The organism is Streptomyces sp. NPDC085481 (assembly GCF_044541845.1).
In the GTDB taxonomy this organism is placed as follows: domain Bacteria; phylum Actinomycetota; class Actinomycetes; order Streptomycetales; family Streptomycetaceae; genus Streptomyces.
In genome coordinates this window covers 54,610-70,517 of record NZ_JBITTJ010000014.1, presented here as the reverse complement: position 1 = coordinate 70,517, position 15,908 = coordinate 54,610, and the positions used below count along the sequence as shown (strand labels likewise).

Genomic DNA, 15,908 nt, shown 5'->3' with positions numbered 1-15,908 from the left:
CGCTCCCGCACCGCCCGCGGCAGCCTCTTCGTCCCCGCCACTCCCCGCACTCCGTCCACCGACTCCCCCGCAAGCCTACAAACGACCTACACTCGACCCCACTTGAGGAACCGGCGAGACGGGGGACGGCCGCACATGCGCATCCGGATCACAAGCGGCGGCGACGAGTACGCCCTCACCGACCTTCGGTCGTGGCTCGCCCAGGACCCCGGCACGGCGGCCCTGCCGGTCGAACCGGTCGCGGGCGTGGGCCCCACCATGAGCGCGCTCGAAGCGATCGACATCGTCCTCGGCCACGCCACCGACATCGCCGCCTTCGCCGTCGCGTACGCCACCTGGCGCTCGGCCAGGAACCAGACCGAGGACGGCGCGGGCGAGCTCGTCTACGGCGACACGACGACCGACATCAGCCACCTCTCCCCCGAGCAACTCGCCGACCTCCTTGGTCGGTTGAACGGTGGTGACCCGGAGAGCTCGCCGGCCTGATGAGCAGGCCCGTCTCCCGCGCGGTGCTCTTCGGCGTCCACGCCTACCGGCACCTCGGCGCCCTCGACGGGGTACGCCACAACACCCCCGCCCTGACCGCGCTGCTCACCGCCGACGACGTCGGCGGTCTCGACCCCGCCCACTGCGTCACGGTGCCCGCCGACAGCGCCCCCGGCGTCTTCCTCGACGCCGTACAGGACGCCGCCGACGAGGCCCGCGACCTGCTCCTCGTCTACTACGCCGGCCACGGGCACTTCGGGCGGGACGGACAGAGCCTGCTGCTCGCCACCCACGCCTCCCACTTACAGCGGCACCACCACTCCGTCGCCTACGACGACGTGCGCGCGATCGTCGCCCGCTCCCGCGCCCGGCACAAGGTCGTCGTCGTCGACTGCTGCTTCAGCGGCCGCGCCCTGCCCATGGACGGGGCGGAACCGGCCCCGGTCCCCGCCGACTTCGCGATCGAGGGCGCCTGCGTCCTCGCCTCCGCGGCGGCGACCGAACGCTCGCTGTGCCTGCCCGACGGCAGCGTCTTCACCACCGCCCTGGCCGACCTGCTCACGACCGGCCTGCCGGGTGAGGACCGCACTCCCGTCCTCACCATGGGCGAGGTCTACGAGACCCTCGTCACCCGCCTGGAAGGCCGCACCGTCGAAGGCCACGCGGTGCCGCGGCCCCGGATGGGTACGCGGGACAACGGCCACCGCATCCCGCTCGCCGCCAACCGCGCGTACCGGCCGCCGCCCGCCGCCGACCTCGCGCACCGGCGCCCGCTCACCGCCGACGGCGCGTACCCGCAGCCGCCGTCCACCGCCCGCCCGGCCCGCACCCCCCATACGGCCTTCGCCCCCACCCCTCACTTCACCGGCCGCGAAGCCGAACTCGCCGACCTGGAGGCGATGGCCGCCCGCGCCCCCGCCGTCTGCCTCGTCCACGGCCGCGGCGGCCGCGGCAAGTCCGAACTCCTGCGGGCCGCCGCCGCCCGCACCGCCCACCTCTTCCCCGACGGCTGCCTGGAGATCGACCTGCGCGGCTGGGCACCGGACGAGACCCCCCGCGACCCGTACGCCGTGATCGCCGAGCAGCTCCACCACCTCGGCCACCCCGCCGAGGACGTCCCCGCCGACCTCACCGCCCGCGCCGAGACCTGGCGCCTCTTCCTGGAGGACCGGGCCGTTCTGCTCGTCCTCGACAACGCCCGCGACACCCGGCAGCTCACCCCGCTGCTCCCCGGCGCGACCTCCCGCAGCCTGGTCCTGGTCTCCAGTCGCTCCGAACTCCCCGACCTGCCCAGGGACTTCACCCGCGAACTGGGCCCGCTGTCCACCGACGAATGCGTGACCGTCTGGCACAAGATGGGCGTCCCGGTAACCGCCCGCCGCCTCGCCGACCTCGCCACCCGCGTGCACGGCAGCCCGCTGGCCGTCCGTTCGCTGAGCACCCGCCTGCTGCGCGGCGCCTCCCCCGAAGCCGTCCTCGCCTCCCTCTCCGAGCCCTCGCCCTACCGCGTCTTCCGCGACCTCGACGCCGCCGAACGCGCCGCCTTCACCAGCGCCTACGACGCCCTCGACCCCGACCTGCGCACCCTCATCCGCCACGCCGCCTGGCACCCCGGACCGGACTTCGGCCCCGACTCCCTGGCCGCGATGGCCGGCCTGCCGGAACACGAGACGGAGGTCCGCCTCACCGAGGTCGAACAGCTCCTGACCCTGCACGACGGCCGCTACGCCTTCCACGACCTGAGCCTCACGTACGCGAGGGAGCGGGCGCTGCGGGACGCCCCGGAGGGGGAGCGGGAGGCGAGCCGGGAGCGGTTGTTCGCCTATCTGTACGAGGGGCTGAAGGAGGCCGCGTCGACGCTGGGCAGCAGCCCCGACGACGAGCCGTTACGCCATGCGCGGCGCTGGCTGAACGACCACGCCCGGGAGCTGGGAGCGGCCGCCCGCGCGGCCGCCGAGAGCGGCTGGGAGCGCGCGCCCCGCTTCCTGAGGCGGCTCGGCAAGACCGCTTCGCTCGACGGCCTGCGCACCGAGGCACAGGATCTGTACGAACTGCTCCTGGCCCGTTCGGACGCGGGTTCGCTCGATCGCGCACATGCGCTGCACGGCCTCGGCGAGGGGCATCGGCTCCAGGACCGCCTCGACGAGGCGGAAGCCTGCTACGCGGAGGCTCTCACGCTCTACGAAGCCCATGGCGAACGATACGGCCAGGCCATCGTCCTCCACGGCGTGGCCCGGGCGAGACTGCTCGACGACCGGTACGAGGAGGCGATCGACGCGTTCCGACGGTCCCACGATCTGCACGCCGAGCTCGGTGACAGCCACGGCCGCGCCGACGCCCTCGACGGTCTCGGGGACACCTATCGCATCCAGGACAGGTACGACGAGGCCGAGGCGTCACAGCGGGAGGCCCTCGCCCTCTACGAGGCCCTCGGCAACCGCCGCGGCCAAGCCGACAGCCTGCTCGGCATCGGAGCGGTCCTCAGGTTCCGCGAGGAGTACCCGGCCGCCGTCGAGTTGTTCGAAAAAGCCCGCGACCTCTACGCCAGCCTCGGAGACCGCAGCGGCCACGCGAACGCCCTCGACGACATGGCCTCCGTCCTCACCGCCCAAGGGCGGCACGACGAATCGATCGCCGCGCGCGAGGAGATCCTGCGCAGCTTCGAGGCCATGGGCGACCAGCGCGGCCAGGCCAACGTCATCAGAGGTATCGCCGCGACCCTGCTCGTACAGCGCCGCGGCGTCGAGGCGAGGCGGCGCTTCGAGGAGGCGTACGCGCTCTACCGGATGCTCGGCGACAGGCTCGGGCAGTCGACCGCGCTGATCGGCATGGCCTCCCACCACATGCTCGAGCAGGAGTGGGACGAGGCCACCGAGCTCAGTGAGCAGGCCCTGGTCCTCCAGCGGGCCATCAAGGACCAGTCCGGTCAGGCGACCACGCTGCACGGCATGGCGATCGTGCACTCCGCCCATCAGCGCTACGAGCAGGCGGAAGCCGCGAGCCTGGAGGCGTTCGCCCTCTACAAGACGCTGGGCAGCACCCGCGGCCAGGCGGACGTGGCGTGCCTCACCGCCGAGATCGCCGGCCAACGCGGCCGGCACGCAGCCGCCGCCGAGGGCTACCGCACCGCCCTGGCCCTCTACACCGAACTCGGCGACGAGGAGAACGCCGAGGAGTGCCGCGACGGCCTCGCCGCGCTCGGAGAGCCCTGAGCCGAGCACGCGAACGCGACCGCGCCCCGGACCCTTCGCAGGGTCCGGGGCGCGGTCGCGTCAGGCGGTCGACCGTCGCGGCGTCACGCCGCGACCGGCACCGTGACCTTCTGCTCCGCGCCGGCGGGCTCGCGCTCGTCGACCGGGGAGGCCGAGGCCGAGTTGTACGCGGCGACGTCGAGGATCTTCTCGCGGGCCGAGACCAGCACCGGGACCAGCGCCTGGCCGGCGACGTTCGTGGCCGTGCGCATCATGTCGAGGATCGGGTCGATGGCCATCAGCAGGCCGACGCCCTCCAGCGGGAGGCCCAGGGTGGACAGGGTCAGGGTCAGCATGACCGTCGCGCCGGTCAGACCGGCGGTGGCCGCCGAGCCGATGACCGAGACGAACGCGATCAGCAGGTACTCCTTGATGCCCAGCTGCACGTCGAAGATCTGCGCGATGAAGATCGCGGCCAGCGCCGGGTAGATCGCGGCGCAGCCGTCCATCTTCGTGGTGGCCCCGAAGGGCACGGAGAAGGACGCGTACTCCTTCGGGACGCCGAGGCGCTCGGTGACCCGCTGGGTGACCGGCATGGTGCCGACCGAGGAGCGGGAGACGAAGGCGAGCTGGATCGCGGGCCAGGCGCCCTTGAAGAACTGGACCGGGTTGAGCTTGGCCACGGTCGCGAGCAGCAGCGGGTAGACGCCGAACAGGACCAGGGCGCAGCCGATGTAGACGTCGGCGGTGAAGGTGGCGTACTTGCCGATCAGGTCCCAGCCGTAGTTCACGATGGCGCGGCCGATGAGGCCGGCGGTGCCGATCGGGGCGAGGCGGATGACCCACCACAGGGCCTTCTGCAGCAGCTCCAGGACCGACTCGGAGAGGGTCAGGATCGGCTGGGCCTTCTCGCCGAGCTTGAGCGCGGCGATACCGGCGACGGCGGCCATGAAGACGATCTGGAGGACGTTCAGCTCGGTGAAGGGCGTGATGACGTCCGTCGGGACGATGCCCGTGAGGAAGTCGATCCAGCTGCCCTGGTGCTCGGGGAGCTTGCCGTCCTTCGGGGTGAGGCCGGTGCCGGCGCCCGGGTTGGTGATCAGGCCGATCGCGAGGCCGATGGCGACCGCGATCAGCGAGGTGATCATGAACCAGACGAGGGTCTGCGCGGCGAGCCGTGCCGCGTTGTTGACCTTACGGAGGTTGGTGATGGAGACCAGGATCGCGAAGAAGACGAGCGGGGCGACCGCCAGCTTGAGGAGCTGGACGAAGATCCCGCCGACCTGGGTCAGGGTCTCCTTGAGCCAGTCGACGTCCTGGCTGCGGGCGAGCCAGCCGAGCAGGACACCGAGCACGAGGCCGGCGACTATCTGGGCCCAGAACGGGATCTTGGGTATGCGGGACTTCGCCACGGTCGCGGACGAGGACGCGGACACAGACACACTCCACTGGTGCGTATCGGGGAATACGGGGACGGGCGGGTGCGGCACACACGTTCAACGCGCTTGCCGCTGCATGATGCCGGGTCAGAGCTCGCGGCAACAGACCGCGGACATACAGCGGCAGAGATCGACGTGCAGGCGCGCCACGAGCGGGGTGCCCGCGGCGTGGGAGAGGCGCACTGTCGTCTTCATGGCGGACACGTTAACACTTGAACTTTGAGATCCTCAAAGCTCTTCTTTGGGATACGCGAGGTTCGAGGCGGTCCTGAGCCTTCGAAACGCAGAACGCCCCAGGCAGGAGCCTTCGAAGCTCCCGCCCGGGGCGTCCCGGGGTGTGATGTAACTTACGCGTTCTTTAGATCGCGTCCTCGGCCGAGCGGTTCGCCTCCAGGCGACCCTTGGCGCGGTCCACCTTCTCGACGATCTCGGCGCTCATCGCGTCCCGCTCCCTGCGCAGCAGCACGAAGCTGAGCGGCGCGGAGACGACCACGGAGAGCACGAGGACCCACAGCAGGTTGGAGTCGCCGAGGCCGCGCGGCAGCACGCCGAGGTAGACCAGGCCCCACAGCGCGAGGAAGCTGCCGGCGAAGATGCCGAGGCGCATCAGGGTGTAGCGGAGCATGCGAGTCCCTCCCATACCGGACGAGCGTCCCTCCAGTGAAGCACGCGGAGGGCCGAGGGCCGGGAGCGGGGGGTTGAGCGCGCTAGGCGTAATGGATAACCTCCGAGCATGACCCTTACCTTCCAGCTGGATCCGGCCATCGACCCCGCCCTGCGCGACGGTGTCCTCTCCCTCTGGGCGGACGTGTCCAACGCGGGCGGTGCCGTCGGATTCGTTCCCCCCGTGACCCCCGACGAGATCCGCCCCGCGCTGCTCCGGCACCTCGCCGCGATGGCCGAGGGCACCACGCGCCTGCTGGTGGGCCGGGACTCCGACGACGCGGACGGCGAGGTCGCCGCCACCGCCTTCTTCACGTACAACAGCCACCCCCTGATGACGCACTGGGTGTGGCTGTACACGGTGATGGTGCACCCGCGGCACCAGGGCAAGGGGTACGGGCTCGACCTGATGGCCGCGGCCGAGCGGGCGGCCCGTACCGCCGGGGGCTTCGAGCAGATCGAGGCGATCCGGCTCACCTGCCGCGGCGGCACCGGCGTCGAGGGCTTCTACGCACGGGCCGGCTACAAGGAGGTCGGACGCGTCCCGGCCGCCATCCGGGTGGCCCCGGGCGACGACCGCGACGACATCATCATGCTGCTGCCGCTGACGTGAGCAGCGGTCAGAAGCGCATCGGCTGCGGCGCCTCGCGGCGCTCCGCGTCCGGCCCCGGGTACTCGCGGATGACCTCGTAGCGCGTGTTGCGCTCCACCGGCCGGAAACCGGCGTCCCGGATGAGCTCCAGCAGGTCCTCGCGGGTCAGCTTGTTCGGGGTGCCGTAGTTGTCGGCGTCGTGCGTGATCTTGTACTCGACGACCGAGCCGTCCATGTCGTCCGCGCCGTGCTGGAGGGCCAGCTGCGCGGTCTGGACGCCGTGCATCACCCAGAACACCTTGACGTGCGGGACGTTGTCGAAGAGCAGCCGCGAGACGGCGAAGGTCTTCAGCGCCTCGGCTCCGGTGGCCATCTTGGTGCGGGCCTGGAGCTTGTTGCGGATCTTGCCGTCCTGCATGTCCACGAAGTCGTGCTGGTAGCGCAGCGGGATGAAGACCTGGAAGCCGCCGGTCTCGTCCTGGAGCTCCCGCAGCCGCAGCACGTGGTCCACGCGGTGCCGGGGCTCCTCGATGTGCCCGTACAGCATCGTGCTCGGGGTCTTGAGCCCCTTCTCGTGGGCGAGCCGGTGGATCCGGGACCAGTCCTCCCAGTGCGTCCGGTGGTCCACGATGTGCCGGCGGACCTCCCAGTCGAAGATCTCGGCGCCGCCGCCGGTCAGCGACTCCAGGCCGGCCTCGATCAGCTCGTCGAGGATCTCGGAGGCCGAGAGCCCCGAGATCGTCTCGAAGTGGTGGATCTCGGTGGCCGTGAACGCCTTGAGGGAGACGTTCGGCAGCGCCTTCTTCAGCTCGGAGAGCGAGCGCGGGTAGTAGCGCCAGGGCAGGTTGGGGTGGAGCCCGTTGACGATGTGGAGCTCGGTGAGGTTCTCGTTCTCCATCGCCTTCGCGAGGCGCACGGCCTCCTCGATGCGCATGGTGTACGCGTCCTTCTCACCCGGCTTGCGCTGGAAGGAGCAGTAGGCGCAGGAGGCGGTGCAGACGTTGGTCATGTTCAGATGCCGGTTGACATTGAAGTGCACCACGTCGCCGTTCTTGCGGGTCCGGACCTCGTGGGCCAGTCCGCCGAGCCAGGCGAGGTCGTCCGACTCGTACAGGGCGATGCCGTCCTCGCGGCTCAGCCGCTCTCCGGCACGGACCTTCTGCTCCAGCTCACGCTTGAGCCCCGCGTCCATACGGCCGCCTCCACTCTCATCCGCACTACAGCAATCCAGGCGCCAAAAGGCTGCCCCAACCGTACTCTCAGCCCTCTTCCGGCAGATCCCCGACCCGGTTCTCCCACTTCGTGGACAGCACGATCGTGGTACGCGTCCGCGACACGCCCTTCGTCCCGCTGAGCCGCCGGATCGTCTTCTCCAGGCCGTCCACGTCGTTGGCGCGGACCTTGAGCATGAAGGAGTCGTCGCCGGCGATGAACCAGCAGTCCTCGATCTCGGCCAGGTCCTTCAGCCGGCGGGCCACGTCCTCGTGGTCGGCGGCGTCCGAGAGGGAGATGCCGATGAGGGCGGTGACGCCCAGGCCGAGGGAGGCGGCGTCGACGGTGGCGCGGTAGCCGGTGATGACGCCGGCCGCCTCGAGGCGGTTGATGCGGTCGGTGACGGAGGGGCCGGAGAGCCCGACGAGCCGGCCGAGTTCGGCGTACGAGGCCCTGCCGTTCTCGCGCAGAGCCTGGATGAGCTGCCTGTCCACGGCGTCCATAGGTATGAAGCCTTCCATTGTCCAGCGATACCGCGAGTATAGGTATAGAATCTAAGGCACACAGGGCCCGACACCCTGTGAATCTTTCAATCAGATCAAAGACGATCTTCAGGAGTGGTGTTCACCGTGTACACGATCGAGATGGCCTACGCCCGTATGCGCGAGCTGCAGGACCTGGCCAACCGCTCGCGTGCCCACCAGCCGTCCGCCGCCTCGAAGCGCGCCGCGAAGAAGCGCGCCAAGAAGCGCTAATCAGCCTGGAGCGCTCCACCGAGCTCTCCCTCCCAACGGCGGTACAACTCGTGCGGCACTCCTGCCGCGTCGAGCACCCGCCCGGCGACGAAGTCCACCAGATCCTGGATGTGCGTCGCCCCCGCGTAGAACGCCGGAGAGGCGGGCAGCACCACGGCGCCCGCCTCGTCCAGCGCCACCATGTGCTTCAGGGTCTGCCCGCTCAGCGGGGTCTCGCGCACGGCGACCACCAGCGGCCGCCGCTCCTTGAGCGTGACGCTCGCGACCCGCTGCAGCAGATCCTTCGAAAGCCCGAGCGCGACACCGGCCACCGCCGCCGTCGACGCCGGCACGATCAGCATCCCCTTCACGGGGTACGACCCGGAGGACGGCCCGGCGGCCAGATCCCCGGCCGGCCAGTACCGCACGTCGTCCGCCCGCACGTCGAAGGCGTCGGGCTTCCCGTCGGCCCCCCGCGCCAGCCACGCCTCCAGGTCCTCGCGCCAGTGCGCGTCCCGGAAGGCGATCCCCGTCTCGTCGAGCAGGGTCAGCCGCGAGGCCCGCGACACGACCAGGTCGACGCTCTCCCCCGCGGCGAGCAGCCCCCGCAGCACGGCGGCGGCATACGGCGTCCCCGACGCCCCGGACACCCCGACCACCCAGGGACGACGCTGCTGTTTGTTTACCGGCTCCACGCCGACGAGCCTATCCGGCTGCCTGGTACGAGAACTCTGCACGGGGTCCCGTACGTTCTCCCCTACACAGCGTTCGCACCGCAGGGGGATCGTCATGACGGACATCGAGACGACAGGTCGGCGTACGTCCGACCGGGCGAAGGCGGCGGCACGGCTCATGGCCGGGTTGGTCGCCCTGCTGTGGGTGCTCGAAGGGATCGACTACGCGACGGGCCACGCGCTCGACGAGTACGGCATCGTCGCACGCGACCCGGACAGCCTCGGCGGGATCCTCGCCGCGCCGTTCCTGCACTTCGGCTTCGGACACGTCGCCTCCAACAGCATCCCGCTGCTGGTGCTCGGCTTCGTCGCGGCGCTCGGCGGCATCCGCCGCTTCCTCGCCGTCTGCGGACTGATCATCCTGGCCGACGGCGTCGGCGTCTGGCTGGTCTCCCCGTCGGACTCGATCACCGCGGGCGCGTCCGGCCTGGTCTTCGGCCTCTTCGGCTACCTCGTGGTCCGCGGCTTCGTGGAGCGCAAGCCGCTCGGCATCGCCGTGGGGCTGACGCTCGCCGCGCTCTGGGGCGGCTCCGTCCTCGTCGGCATCTCCCCCACGAACACGACCGTCAGCTGGCAGGGCCACCTCATCGGCCTGGCCGCGGGCGCGGGCGCCGCGTTCCTCTTCCGGCAGCGGGCCGGGAGCCCGGCCTGATCGACGAGACAACCCCTAGATGGCCAGGCCCCGCACCAGCAGGTCGATCAGGGCGCACAGGAAGAGCGAGATGCCGATGAAGCCGTTCGTCGTGAAGAACGCGCGGTTGAGGCGGGAGAGGTCGTGGGGCTTGACGATCGTGTGCTCGTAGCAGAACGCGGCGACCACGATCACCAGGCCGACCCAGAAGAACGCCCCGGCGCCGGTGGCCAGCGCGTACCAGACCAGCAGGCCGGTCGTGACGACCGCCGAGCCCCGCGCGCCCCAGAGCGCCGCCGGGACGCCGAAGCGGGCCGGGACCGACATGACGCCGTGGGCGCGGTCGGCCTGAACGTCCTGGCAGGCGAAGATGAGGTCGAAGCCGCCGATCCAGATGCCGACCGCGAGCCCCAGGATCACCGCTTCCCACGACCACTCCCCGCTGACCGCGAGCCAGGCCCCGATCGGCCCCATGGACTGGGCGAGCCCGAGGATCGCGTGCGGGAAGTTGGTGAACCGCTTGCCGTACGGATAGACCACCATCGGAATGACCGCGAGCGGCGCGAGCGCCAGGCACAACGGGTTGAGCAGCGCCGCCGCCCCCAGGAACACGACGACGGCCACCCCCGCCCCGGTCCACGCCGACCGCACCGACACCGCACCGGTCACCAGCTCCCGGTTCGCGGTCCGGGGGTTACGGGCGTCGATCTCCCGGTCGATGATCCGGTTGCAGGCCATGGCGAACGTCCGCAGCCCCACCATGCACACCGTCACCAGGAACAGCGTCCACCAGTGGATCTCCCGGTCGAGCCGGAACATCGCGGTGAGCGAGGCGATGTAGGCGAACGGCAGCGCGAAGACCGAGTGCTCGATCATCACGAGCCGCAGGAAGGCCTTCGTACGGCCCGGCTGGGCGCCGGGGACGGCGGCAGTGGTCACAGCCCGTACTCCTTCCAGCGGCGGTCCACCAGGGCCGCCGTCTTCGGGTCCGACTCGACCATGTCCGGCCAGCCGCCGTCGCGGGTGTAGCCCTCCTCGGGCCACTTCTTCGTCGCGTCGATGCCCGCCTTGCCGCCCCAGAACTGCTGGTACGAGGCGTGGTCCAGGTGGTCCACCGGCCCCTCGACGACGGTGAGGTCGCGGGCGTAGTCGGTGTTGCCCAGGGCGCGCCAGGAGACCTCGTGGAGGTCGTGGACGTCGCAGTCGCTGTCCACGATCACGATCAGCTTGGTCAGCGACATCATGTGCGCGCCCCAGATGGCGTGCATGACCTTCTGCGCGTGCTTCGGGTACTTCTTGTCGATCGAGATGATCGCGCAGTTGTGGAAGCCGCCCGACTCCGGCAGGTGGTAGTCCACGATGTCCGGCACGATGATCTTGAGGAGGGGCAGGAAGAAGCGCTCCGTCGCCCGGCCCAGCGGGCCGTCCTCCGTCGGCGGGCGGCCGACCACGATCGACTGGAGCAGCGGACGCTTCCGCATCGTGATGCAGTCGATCTTCAGGGCGGGGAACGGCTCCTGCGGCGTGTAGAAGCCGGTGTGGTCGCCGAAGGGACCCTCCGGCAGCGTCTCGCCCGGCTCCAGCCAGCCCTCGATCACCACCTCCGCCTGGGCGGGGACCTGGAGCGGGACCGTCTTGCAGTCCACCATCTCGATCCGCTTGCCCTGCACGAAGCCGGCGAACAGGTACTCGTCGATGTCGCCCGGCAGCGGCGCCGTCGACGCGTACGTGACGGCCGGCGGGCAGCCGAAGGCGATCGCGACCGGCAGCCGCTCGCCCCGCTTCGCGGCGACCGCGTAGTGGTTCCGGCTGTCCTTGTGGATCTGCCAGTGCATGCCGATGGTGCGCTTGTCGTGGCGCTGGAGCCGGTACAGACCGAGGTTGCGGACCCCGGTCTCCGGGTGCTTCGTGTGCGTCAGGCCCAGGTTGAAGAAGGAGCCGCCGTCCTTCGGCCAGGTGAACAGCGCCGGCAGCAGGTCCAGGTCGACGTCGTCGCCGGTGAGCACGACCTCCTGCACCGGGGCGTTCTCGGACTTCACCTTCTTCGGCGGCACGTGCACCATCGAGCCCAGCTTCCCGAAGGCCTCCCGGACCCCCACGAAACCGTGCGGCAGCTCGGGCTTGAGCAGCCCGCCGATCTTCTCGCTGATCTCCTCGTACGACTTCAGGCCCAGCGCCTTGAGCAGCCGGCGGTCGGTCCCGAAGACGTTCATCGCGAGCGGCATGGCGGAGCCCTTCACGTTCTCGAAGAGCAGCGCCGGGCCTCCCGCCTTGTTCACCCGGTCGACGATCTCCCCGACCTCCAGGTACGGGTCGACTTCGGCCTTGATGCGCTTGAGGTCGCCTTCGCGCTCGAGCGCCCTGAGCAGCGAGCGGAGATCGTCGTAAGCCATAGGGGCCAGTATCGGGCACCCGATAGTCTGGGGTCGTCACCGGGGCCGTCGAACCGCGTTCCCCGTCGCTGCTTCCAGGGGGCTGTCCCACATGCTCAGGGCGCTGATGTACATCCTGCCGCTGGCGCTGACCATCTACGCGTTCATCGACTGCCTCAACACCCCCGAGGACGAGGCCAAGCACCTGCCCAAGGTGGTCTGGGTCATCATCATCCTGCTCTTCTGGATCGTCGGACCGATCGTCTGGTTCGCGGCCGGCAAGATGCGGCACGCCCCGGCCGGCGGGCGCACCCCCTCCGAGTGGCACCGCAACCACCGCCACGAGTGGGTCGCCCCGGACGACAACCCGGAGTTCCTCAGGTCCCTGCGCGAGGAGAACCAGAAGGACGAGGCCCTCCTGAAGGACTGGGAGGCCGACCTGCGCCGCCGCGAGGAGGAGCTGAAGAAGCGCGAGCAGGGCGGGGAGCAGGACAAGGGCACGGACGGCTGATGGAGCTCCGGCTCCTGGTCACCTTCGAGAAGGTGGCCACGGTCCTCTCCTTCACCCGCGCCGCCGCCGAGCTGGCGTACGCCCAGTCCAGCGTGACGAGCCAGATCCGCGCCCTGGAGTCCTCCCTCGGCGTCGAGCTCTTCGAGCGGCTCGGCTCCCGCATCCGCCTCACCGAGGCCGGCGAACGCCTCCTCCCGTACGCGCGGCAGATCATCGGGCTCGCCGACGAGGCCAGGGCCGCGGTCACCGCGACCGACGAGCCGACCGGCGCGATCGCCGTCGGCACCATGGAATCGCTCACCTCCTACCGGCTGCCACCGCTCCTGGAGCTCTTCCACCACCGCTACCCGAAGGTGCGGCTGACCCTGCGCCCGACGCTGGGCGACGAGACCCGGCAGGCGCTGCGCCAGGGGACGTACGACCTGGGCTTCCTGATGGAGCCCGAGACCGAGCACCCGGGCCTGGAGAGCGAGGTCCTCGCCGAGGAACCGCTGGTCCTGGTGGCCTCGCCGCGACACCCCCTGGCCGGACGGACCGGTCTGACCGCGGTGGACCTCGCGGCGGCGCAGCTGGTGGGGACCGAGCCCGGATGTCCGTACCGCGACCTGTTCGAGCAGTCGCTGAGCGAATGGTCCCCGCCGTTCATGGAGTTCGGCACGATCGAGGCGACCAAGCGGGGCGTGGCCGGCGGCCTGGGCATCGCCCTGGTGCCCCGGATCACCGTCTCCGAGGAGCTGGAGTCCGGGGCACTGGCGGCGCTCGACTGGGAGCCGCCGTTCACCCTCTTCACGCAGATCGCGTGGCGGCGGGGGAAGCGGCTTCCTGCGCATGTGCGGCTGTTCGTGGAGCAGGCGCGGCGGCTGGTGTCCGAGCAGCCAGGGTGACCTTCAGGCTGGCCAGCACGATCAGCGGGACGCCGAGCGCCTGGACGAGGCCGATGTGGTGCCCGTACACCGCCCAGTCGGCGAACATCGCGACGGCGGGGTAGGTGAAGGCGAGCACCGCGATCCGGGCGGTGGGCAGCTTGGCGTACGCCGCGTACATCAGCACGTACATCACTCCCGTGTGGATCAGCCCGAGCCCGGCGAGCCAGCCCCACCCGGCACCGAGCCCGGCGGCCGCGCCGAAGTCGGCGAAGGGCAGCAGCAGCGGGATGCCGACGGTGACCTGCACGAGCGCGATGAGGTGCGGCCGGACTCCGCTGATCCGCTTGGTGACGATCGTCGACAGCGCGTAGAGCACGGCGGCCCCGAGCGCGAGCCCGAGCCCCCTGAGCGAGGCGGTGTCCCCGGGCCGCACCCCCGACACCAGCACGAGCCCGCCGAAGGCGACGCCGAGCCAGCCGAGCTTCGCGATCCCGATCCGCTCCCGCAGGACGACTGCACCGAGCAGCACCAGGAAGAACGGCTGGGTGTGGTAGACGACGGTGGCGAACGAGATCGAGGTCGCCTCGTACGCCTCGAAGAGCAACACCCAGTTGAAGACGATGAACGCCCCACCGAGCGCGGCCAGCCCGAACTTCCTCGCCGTGAAACCGTGCCCGGTGAAGAAGCCACGGGCGAGGCTGTACGAGCCGAGGGCGAGAGCCCCGAAGAGGCACCGGAAGAACACCACGTTGAAGGGCGAGGCCCCCGACTCGACGACGAAGACGCCGAGGGTGCCGGAGAGCACCATGGCGAGCGTCAGTTCAAGGGTTCCCCTGGTCTCGTTTCTCATGTCCCCGACGCTACGAAGAGGCCGGGTACCGGTCCACGAGCCAGTGGTGCGTCCTCCCGATGACCCCATCGGAGGAGCCGATGGACGGACCCGGCGGGGCCGGACCGGTGCCCGGAATAGCACCGGGAAGGGCGGAGTTGGCAACGGTTACCCCACCAGACCGGAGCAGACAGACATGACCCTCGACGCCGCCCCCGCCCCGGAGCTCCCGAACCGCCCGGACCACTCGCCCCGCTCGTTCCTCTTCGTCCTCGGCAGCTCCCGCTCCGACGGCAACTCCGAGATCCTGGCCCGCGCCGCCGCCGCCCACCTCCCCGCCGACATCCCGCAGCGCTGGGTGGACCTGAACCGGCTCCCCCTCCCCGACTTCCAGGACGGCCGCCACGAGACCGCCGGCCACCATGCCGTGGAGAACGAGGAACTCCTCCGCCAGGCCACGATCGAGGCCACCGACGTCGTCATCGTCTCCCCGCTCTACTGGTACAGCCTCTCCGCCCAGTCCAAGCGCTACCTCGACTACTGGTCCGGCTGGCTGAACATGCCCGGCTCGGACTTCAAGGCCCGCATGGCCGGCGGCACCCTCTGGGGCGTCACCGCCATGGCCCACGACGAACACGTCGTCGCCGACGGCCTGGCCACCGGCCTGAGCCACTCGGCCGCGTACCTCCGCATGCGTTTCGGCGGCGTTCTCACCGGCACGGCCTCCCGCCCCGGCCGCATACGCGCCGACGAACAGTCCATGATCCGCGCCAAGACCTTCTTCCACCGCGACGCCCCCCTCGCCCGCTTCCCCTACGAACAGGAGGCCGACGCCGCCGCGTGAGGCTCCGCCGACGTGATCAAGTCCATCCGGGCACGAGCCGGGCCTTCCGCGACTGACGACGACATCACCCGCCCCCGAATAACGGATCCCCGGCACGCCGCCGTCACGGGGCGCGTAGTCAGCGCACTGGTCGTGGCGGCCGACGATGCAGCGCGGTGACCGGAACTCCGGCTCGGGAGTCGTCGCCGTAAGGGCGCGAGTCAGCAAAGACACGGTCACCGCGTCGGCGATCTCCGGTGTCACCCACCAGCCGTCGGCCGCGCAGTCGCGGTGCGGACCGTCGTGCCCGACAGCGAGCACGCAGACCGAGCCGTCCCGCCCCAGGCGCACCGCATCCGCGACGGCGAACACGGAACGCTGGGCGCCGCAGCGGCTCATCGGGCGCTCCCGGCATGGATGTTCCGGCGGTCGACGTCCACCCCGACCGTGGCCGGCCATGGCGGCCGCCGCCGACTGTGCTGGGCCGACCGTGTGCAGGGGCCTGGCAGGTAGGGGCGGGCCAGCGGCGATCGGGAGCCGTCGAGTGGTGCTGTCTGTTCCCGGGCGTAGGGGGACCGCTGGGTAGGGGCGCGGTGGCGTGGGGTGGTGGCCGGGCGCGTCGGGCGGGGGTGGGTGACCGGGCGGGGGCGATGCCTGCCGGTGGGCGGCAGGGCCAGCATCAGCAGCCAGAGGAGGGGCGGGATCCAGGCCCGGCCCAGTACCCGCGCGATAGGGTTTCGCACGTCATCAACTCCGTTGAGGTTGGTGGCCATGCCCCGGGAGGTCTAGCCACCTCGCCGGGGTCTTCCGTTGACGGTCACCGTA

The 15,908-nt window shown here is 70.7% G+C and carries 16 protein-coding genes; 8 read left to right on the top strand and 8 right to left on the bottom strand.

Translation table 11 applies throughout. The features are described from left to right. Positions 1 to 135: 135 nt before the first annotated feature. Both ACIGEZ_RS26585 and ACIGEZ_RS26580 read left to right on the top strand, forming a co-directional pair. Positions 136 to 486 (top strand): hypothetical protein, encoded by a 351-nt coding sequence (locus ACIGEZ_RS26585; protein ID WP_399835441.1) that lies wholly within the window; start codon positions 136 to 138, stop codon positions 484 to 486. After that, entirely contained in the window at positions 486 to 3,698 is a 3,213-nt protein-coding gene (locus ACIGEZ_RS26580) for a tetratricopeptide repeat protein (RefSeq protein ID WP_399835439.1), read from the top strand. The genes ACIGEZ_RS26585 and ACIGEZ_RS26580 overlap by 1 nt, the downstream gene beginning before the upstream one ends. An 83-nt stretch (positions 3,699 to 3,781) precedes the next feature. Here the strand turns inward: ACIGEZ_RS26580 and ACIGEZ_RS26575 are convergent, their stop codons facing one another. Then, positions 3,782 to 5,113 carry a dicarboxylate/amino acid:cation symporter gene (locus tag ACIGEZ_RS26575; RefSeq protein WP_399835436.1) on the bottom strand — a complete coding sequence of 444 codons (1,332 nt, stop codon included), beginning with the start codon at positions 5,111 to 5,113 and terminating at the stop codon, positions 3,782 to 3,784. A 361-nt stretch (positions 5,114 to 5,474) separates the two neighbouring features. Continuing rightward, positions 5,475 to 5,741, bottom strand: a complete 267-nt coding sequence (locus tag ACIGEZ_RS26570; protein ID WP_399835433.1) for a DUF4229 domain-containing protein — start codon at positions 5,739 to 5,741, stop codon at positions 5,475 to 5,477. A 108-nt stretch (positions 5,742 to 5,849) separates the two neighbouring features. Here ACIGEZ_RS26570 and ACIGEZ_RS26565 point away from each other — a divergent pair, with 108 nt between their 5' ends. Next, complete coding sequence (locus ACIGEZ_RS26565; protein ID WP_399835430.1) at positions 5,850 to 6,392, top strand: GNAT family N-acetyltransferase; 543 nt, start codon at positions 5,850 to 5,852, stop codon at positions 6,390 to 6,392. Between the two features lie 7 nt (positions 6,393 to 6,399). On the opposite strand, the gene mqnE is transcribed toward ACIGEZ_RS26565, so the two are convergent. Beyond that, positions 6,400 to 7,563, bottom strand: a complete 1,164-nt coding sequence (mqnE, locus tag ACIGEZ_RS26560) for an aminofutalosine synthase MqnE (protein ID WP_399835428.1) — start codon at positions 7,561 to 7,563, stop codon at positions 6,400 to 6,402. A gap of 67 nt (positions 7,564 to 7,630) precedes the next feature. Then, complete coding sequence (locus ACIGEZ_RS26555) at positions 7,631 to 8,086, bottom strand: Lrp/AsnC family transcriptional regulator (protein ID WP_031013392.1); 456 nt, start codon at positions 8,084 to 8,086, stop codon at positions 7,631 to 7,633. 126 nt (positions 8,087 to 8,212) lie between these two features. On the opposite strand from ACIGEZ_RS26555, the gene ACIGEZ_RS26550 reads away from it, so the two are divergent. Then, positions 8,213 to 8,338, top strand: coding sequence for a hypothetical protein (locus ACIGEZ_RS26550; protein WP_399835880.1), 126 nt, complete (start codon positions 8,213 to 8,215; stop codon positions 8,336 to 8,338). On the opposite strand, the gene ACIGEZ_RS26545 is transcribed toward ACIGEZ_RS26550, so the two are convergent. Next, positions 8,335 to 9,012 (bottom strand): UbiX family flavin prenyltransferase, encoded by a 678-nt coding sequence (locus ACIGEZ_RS26545; protein ID WP_399835425.1) that lies wholly within the window; start codon positions 9,010 to 9,012, stop codon positions 8,335 to 8,337. The two genes, ACIGEZ_RS26550 and ACIGEZ_RS26545, sit on opposite strands and share 4 nt — an antisense overlap. Before the next feature lie 94 nt (positions 9,013 to 9,106). On the opposite strand from ACIGEZ_RS26545, the gene ACIGEZ_RS26540 reads away from it, so the two are divergent. Continuing rightward, entirely contained in the window at positions 9,107 to 9,703 is a 597-nt protein-coding gene (locus ACIGEZ_RS26540) for a rhomboid family intramembrane serine protease (RefSeq protein ID WP_399835423.1), read from the top strand. Positions 9,704 to 9,718: 15 nt separating this feature from the next. On the opposite strand, the gene mqnP is transcribed toward ACIGEZ_RS26540, so the two are convergent. Both mqnP and ACIGEZ_RS26530 read right to left on the bottom strand, forming a co-directional pair. Continuing rightward, positions 9,719 to 10,621, bottom strand: coding sequence for a menaquinone biosynthesis prenyltransferase MqnP (gene mqnP, locus ACIGEZ_RS26535; protein WP_399835420.1), 903 nt, complete (start codon positions 10,619 to 10,621; stop codon positions 9,719 to 9,721). Further along, positions 10,618 to 12,075 carry a menaquinone biosynthesis decarboxylase gene (locus ACIGEZ_RS26530; RefSeq protein ID WP_399835418.1) on the bottom strand — a complete coding sequence of 486 codons (1,458 nt, stop codon included), beginning with the start codon at positions 12,073 to 12,075 and terminating at the stop codon, positions 10,618 to 10,620. Before ACIGEZ_RS26530 ends, mqnP begins: the two co-directional genes overlap by 4 nt. 91 nt (positions 12,076 to 12,166) lie before the next feature. Here ACIGEZ_RS26530 and ACIGEZ_RS26525 point away from each other — a divergent pair, with 91 nt between their 5' ends. Together ACIGEZ_RS26525 and ACIGEZ_RS26520 are read left to right on the top strand one after the other, a co-directional pair. After that, positions 12,167 to 12,565, top strand: a complete 399-nt coding sequence (locus tag ACIGEZ_RS26525) for a PLD nuclease N-terminal domain-containing protein (protein ID WP_399835415.1) — start codon at positions 12,167 to 12,169, stop codon at positions 12,563 to 12,565. After that, positions 12,565 to 13,449, top strand: coding sequence for a LysR family transcriptional regulator (locus tag ACIGEZ_RS26520; RefSeq protein ID WP_399835413.1), 885 nt, complete (start codon positions 12,565 to 12,567; stop codon positions 13,447 to 13,449). The genes ACIGEZ_RS26525 and ACIGEZ_RS26520 overlap by 1 nt, the downstream gene beginning before the upstream one ends. Here the strand turns inward: ACIGEZ_RS26520 and ACIGEZ_RS26515 are convergent. Then, complete coding sequence (locus ACIGEZ_RS26515) at positions 13,352 to 14,281, bottom strand: DMT family transporter (protein ID WP_399835410.1); 930 nt, start codon at positions 14,279 to 14,281, stop codon at positions 13,352 to 13,354. The two genes, ACIGEZ_RS26520 and ACIGEZ_RS26515, sit on opposite strands and share 98 nt — an antisense overlap. Before the next feature lie 175 nt (positions 14,282 to 14,456). Here ACIGEZ_RS26515 and ACIGEZ_RS26510 point away from each other — a divergent pair, with 175 nt between their 5' ends. Next, positions 14,457 to 15,104, top strand: a complete 648-nt coding sequence (locus tag ACIGEZ_RS26510) for an NAD(P)H-dependent oxidoreductase (RefSeq protein ID WP_399835408.1) — start codon at positions 14,457 to 14,459, stop codon at positions 15,102 to 15,104. Positions 15,105 to 15,908: the final 804 nt, after the last annotated feature.

Bases quoted from the DNA above. Each gene is read 5' to 3' on its own strand.
- ACIGEZ_RS26520 (WP_399835413.1), top strand. From the start codon at position 12,565: ATGGAGCTCCGGCTCCTGGTCACCTTCGAGAAGGTGGCCACGGTCCTC.
- ACIGEZ_RS26570 (WP_399835433.1), bottom strand. From the start codon at position 5,741: ATGCTCCGCTACACCCTGATGCGCCTCGGCATCTTCGCCGGCAGCTTC.
- ACIGEZ_RS26525 (WP_399835415.1), top strand. From the start codon at position 12,167: ATGCTCAGGGCGCTGATGTACATCCTGCCGCTGGCGCTGACCATCTAC.
- ACIGEZ_RS26555 (WP_031013392.1), bottom strand. From the start codon at position 8,086: ATGGACGCCGTGGACAGGCAGCTCATCCAGGCTCTGCGCGAGAACGGC.
- ACIGEZ_RS26540 (WP_399835423.1), top strand. From the start codon at position 9,107: ATGACGGACATCGAGACGACAGGTCGGCGTACGTCCGACCGGGCGAAG.
- ACIGEZ_RS26580 (WP_399835439.1), top strand. From the start codon at position 486: ATGAGCAGGCCCGTCTCCCGCGCGGTGCTCTTCGGCGTCCACGCCTAC.
- ACIGEZ_RS26585 (WP_399835441.1), top strand. From the start codon at position 136: ATGCGCATCCGGATCACAAGCGGCGGCGACGAGTACGCCCTCACCGAC.
- ACIGEZ_RS26510 (WP_399835408.1), top strand. From the start codon at position 14,457: ATGACCCTCGACGCCGCCCCCGCCCCGGAGCTCCCGAACCGCCCGGAC.
- ACIGEZ_RS26515 (WP_399835410.1), bottom strand. From the start codon at position 14,281: ATGAGAAACGAGACCAGGGGAACCCTTGAACTGACGCTCGCCATGGTG.
- ACIGEZ_RS26530 (WP_399835418.1), bottom strand. From the start codon at position 12,075: ATGGCTTACGACGATCTCCGCTCGCTGCTCAGGGCGCTCGAGCGCGAA.
- ACIGEZ_RS26565 (WP_399835430.1), top strand. From the start codon at position 5,850: ATGACCCTTACCTTCCAGCTGGATCCGGCCATCGACCCCGCCCTGCGC.
- mqnE (WP_399835428.1), bottom strand. From the start codon at position 7,563: ATGGACGCGGGGCTCAAGCGTGAGCTGGAGCAGAAGGTCCGTGCCGGA.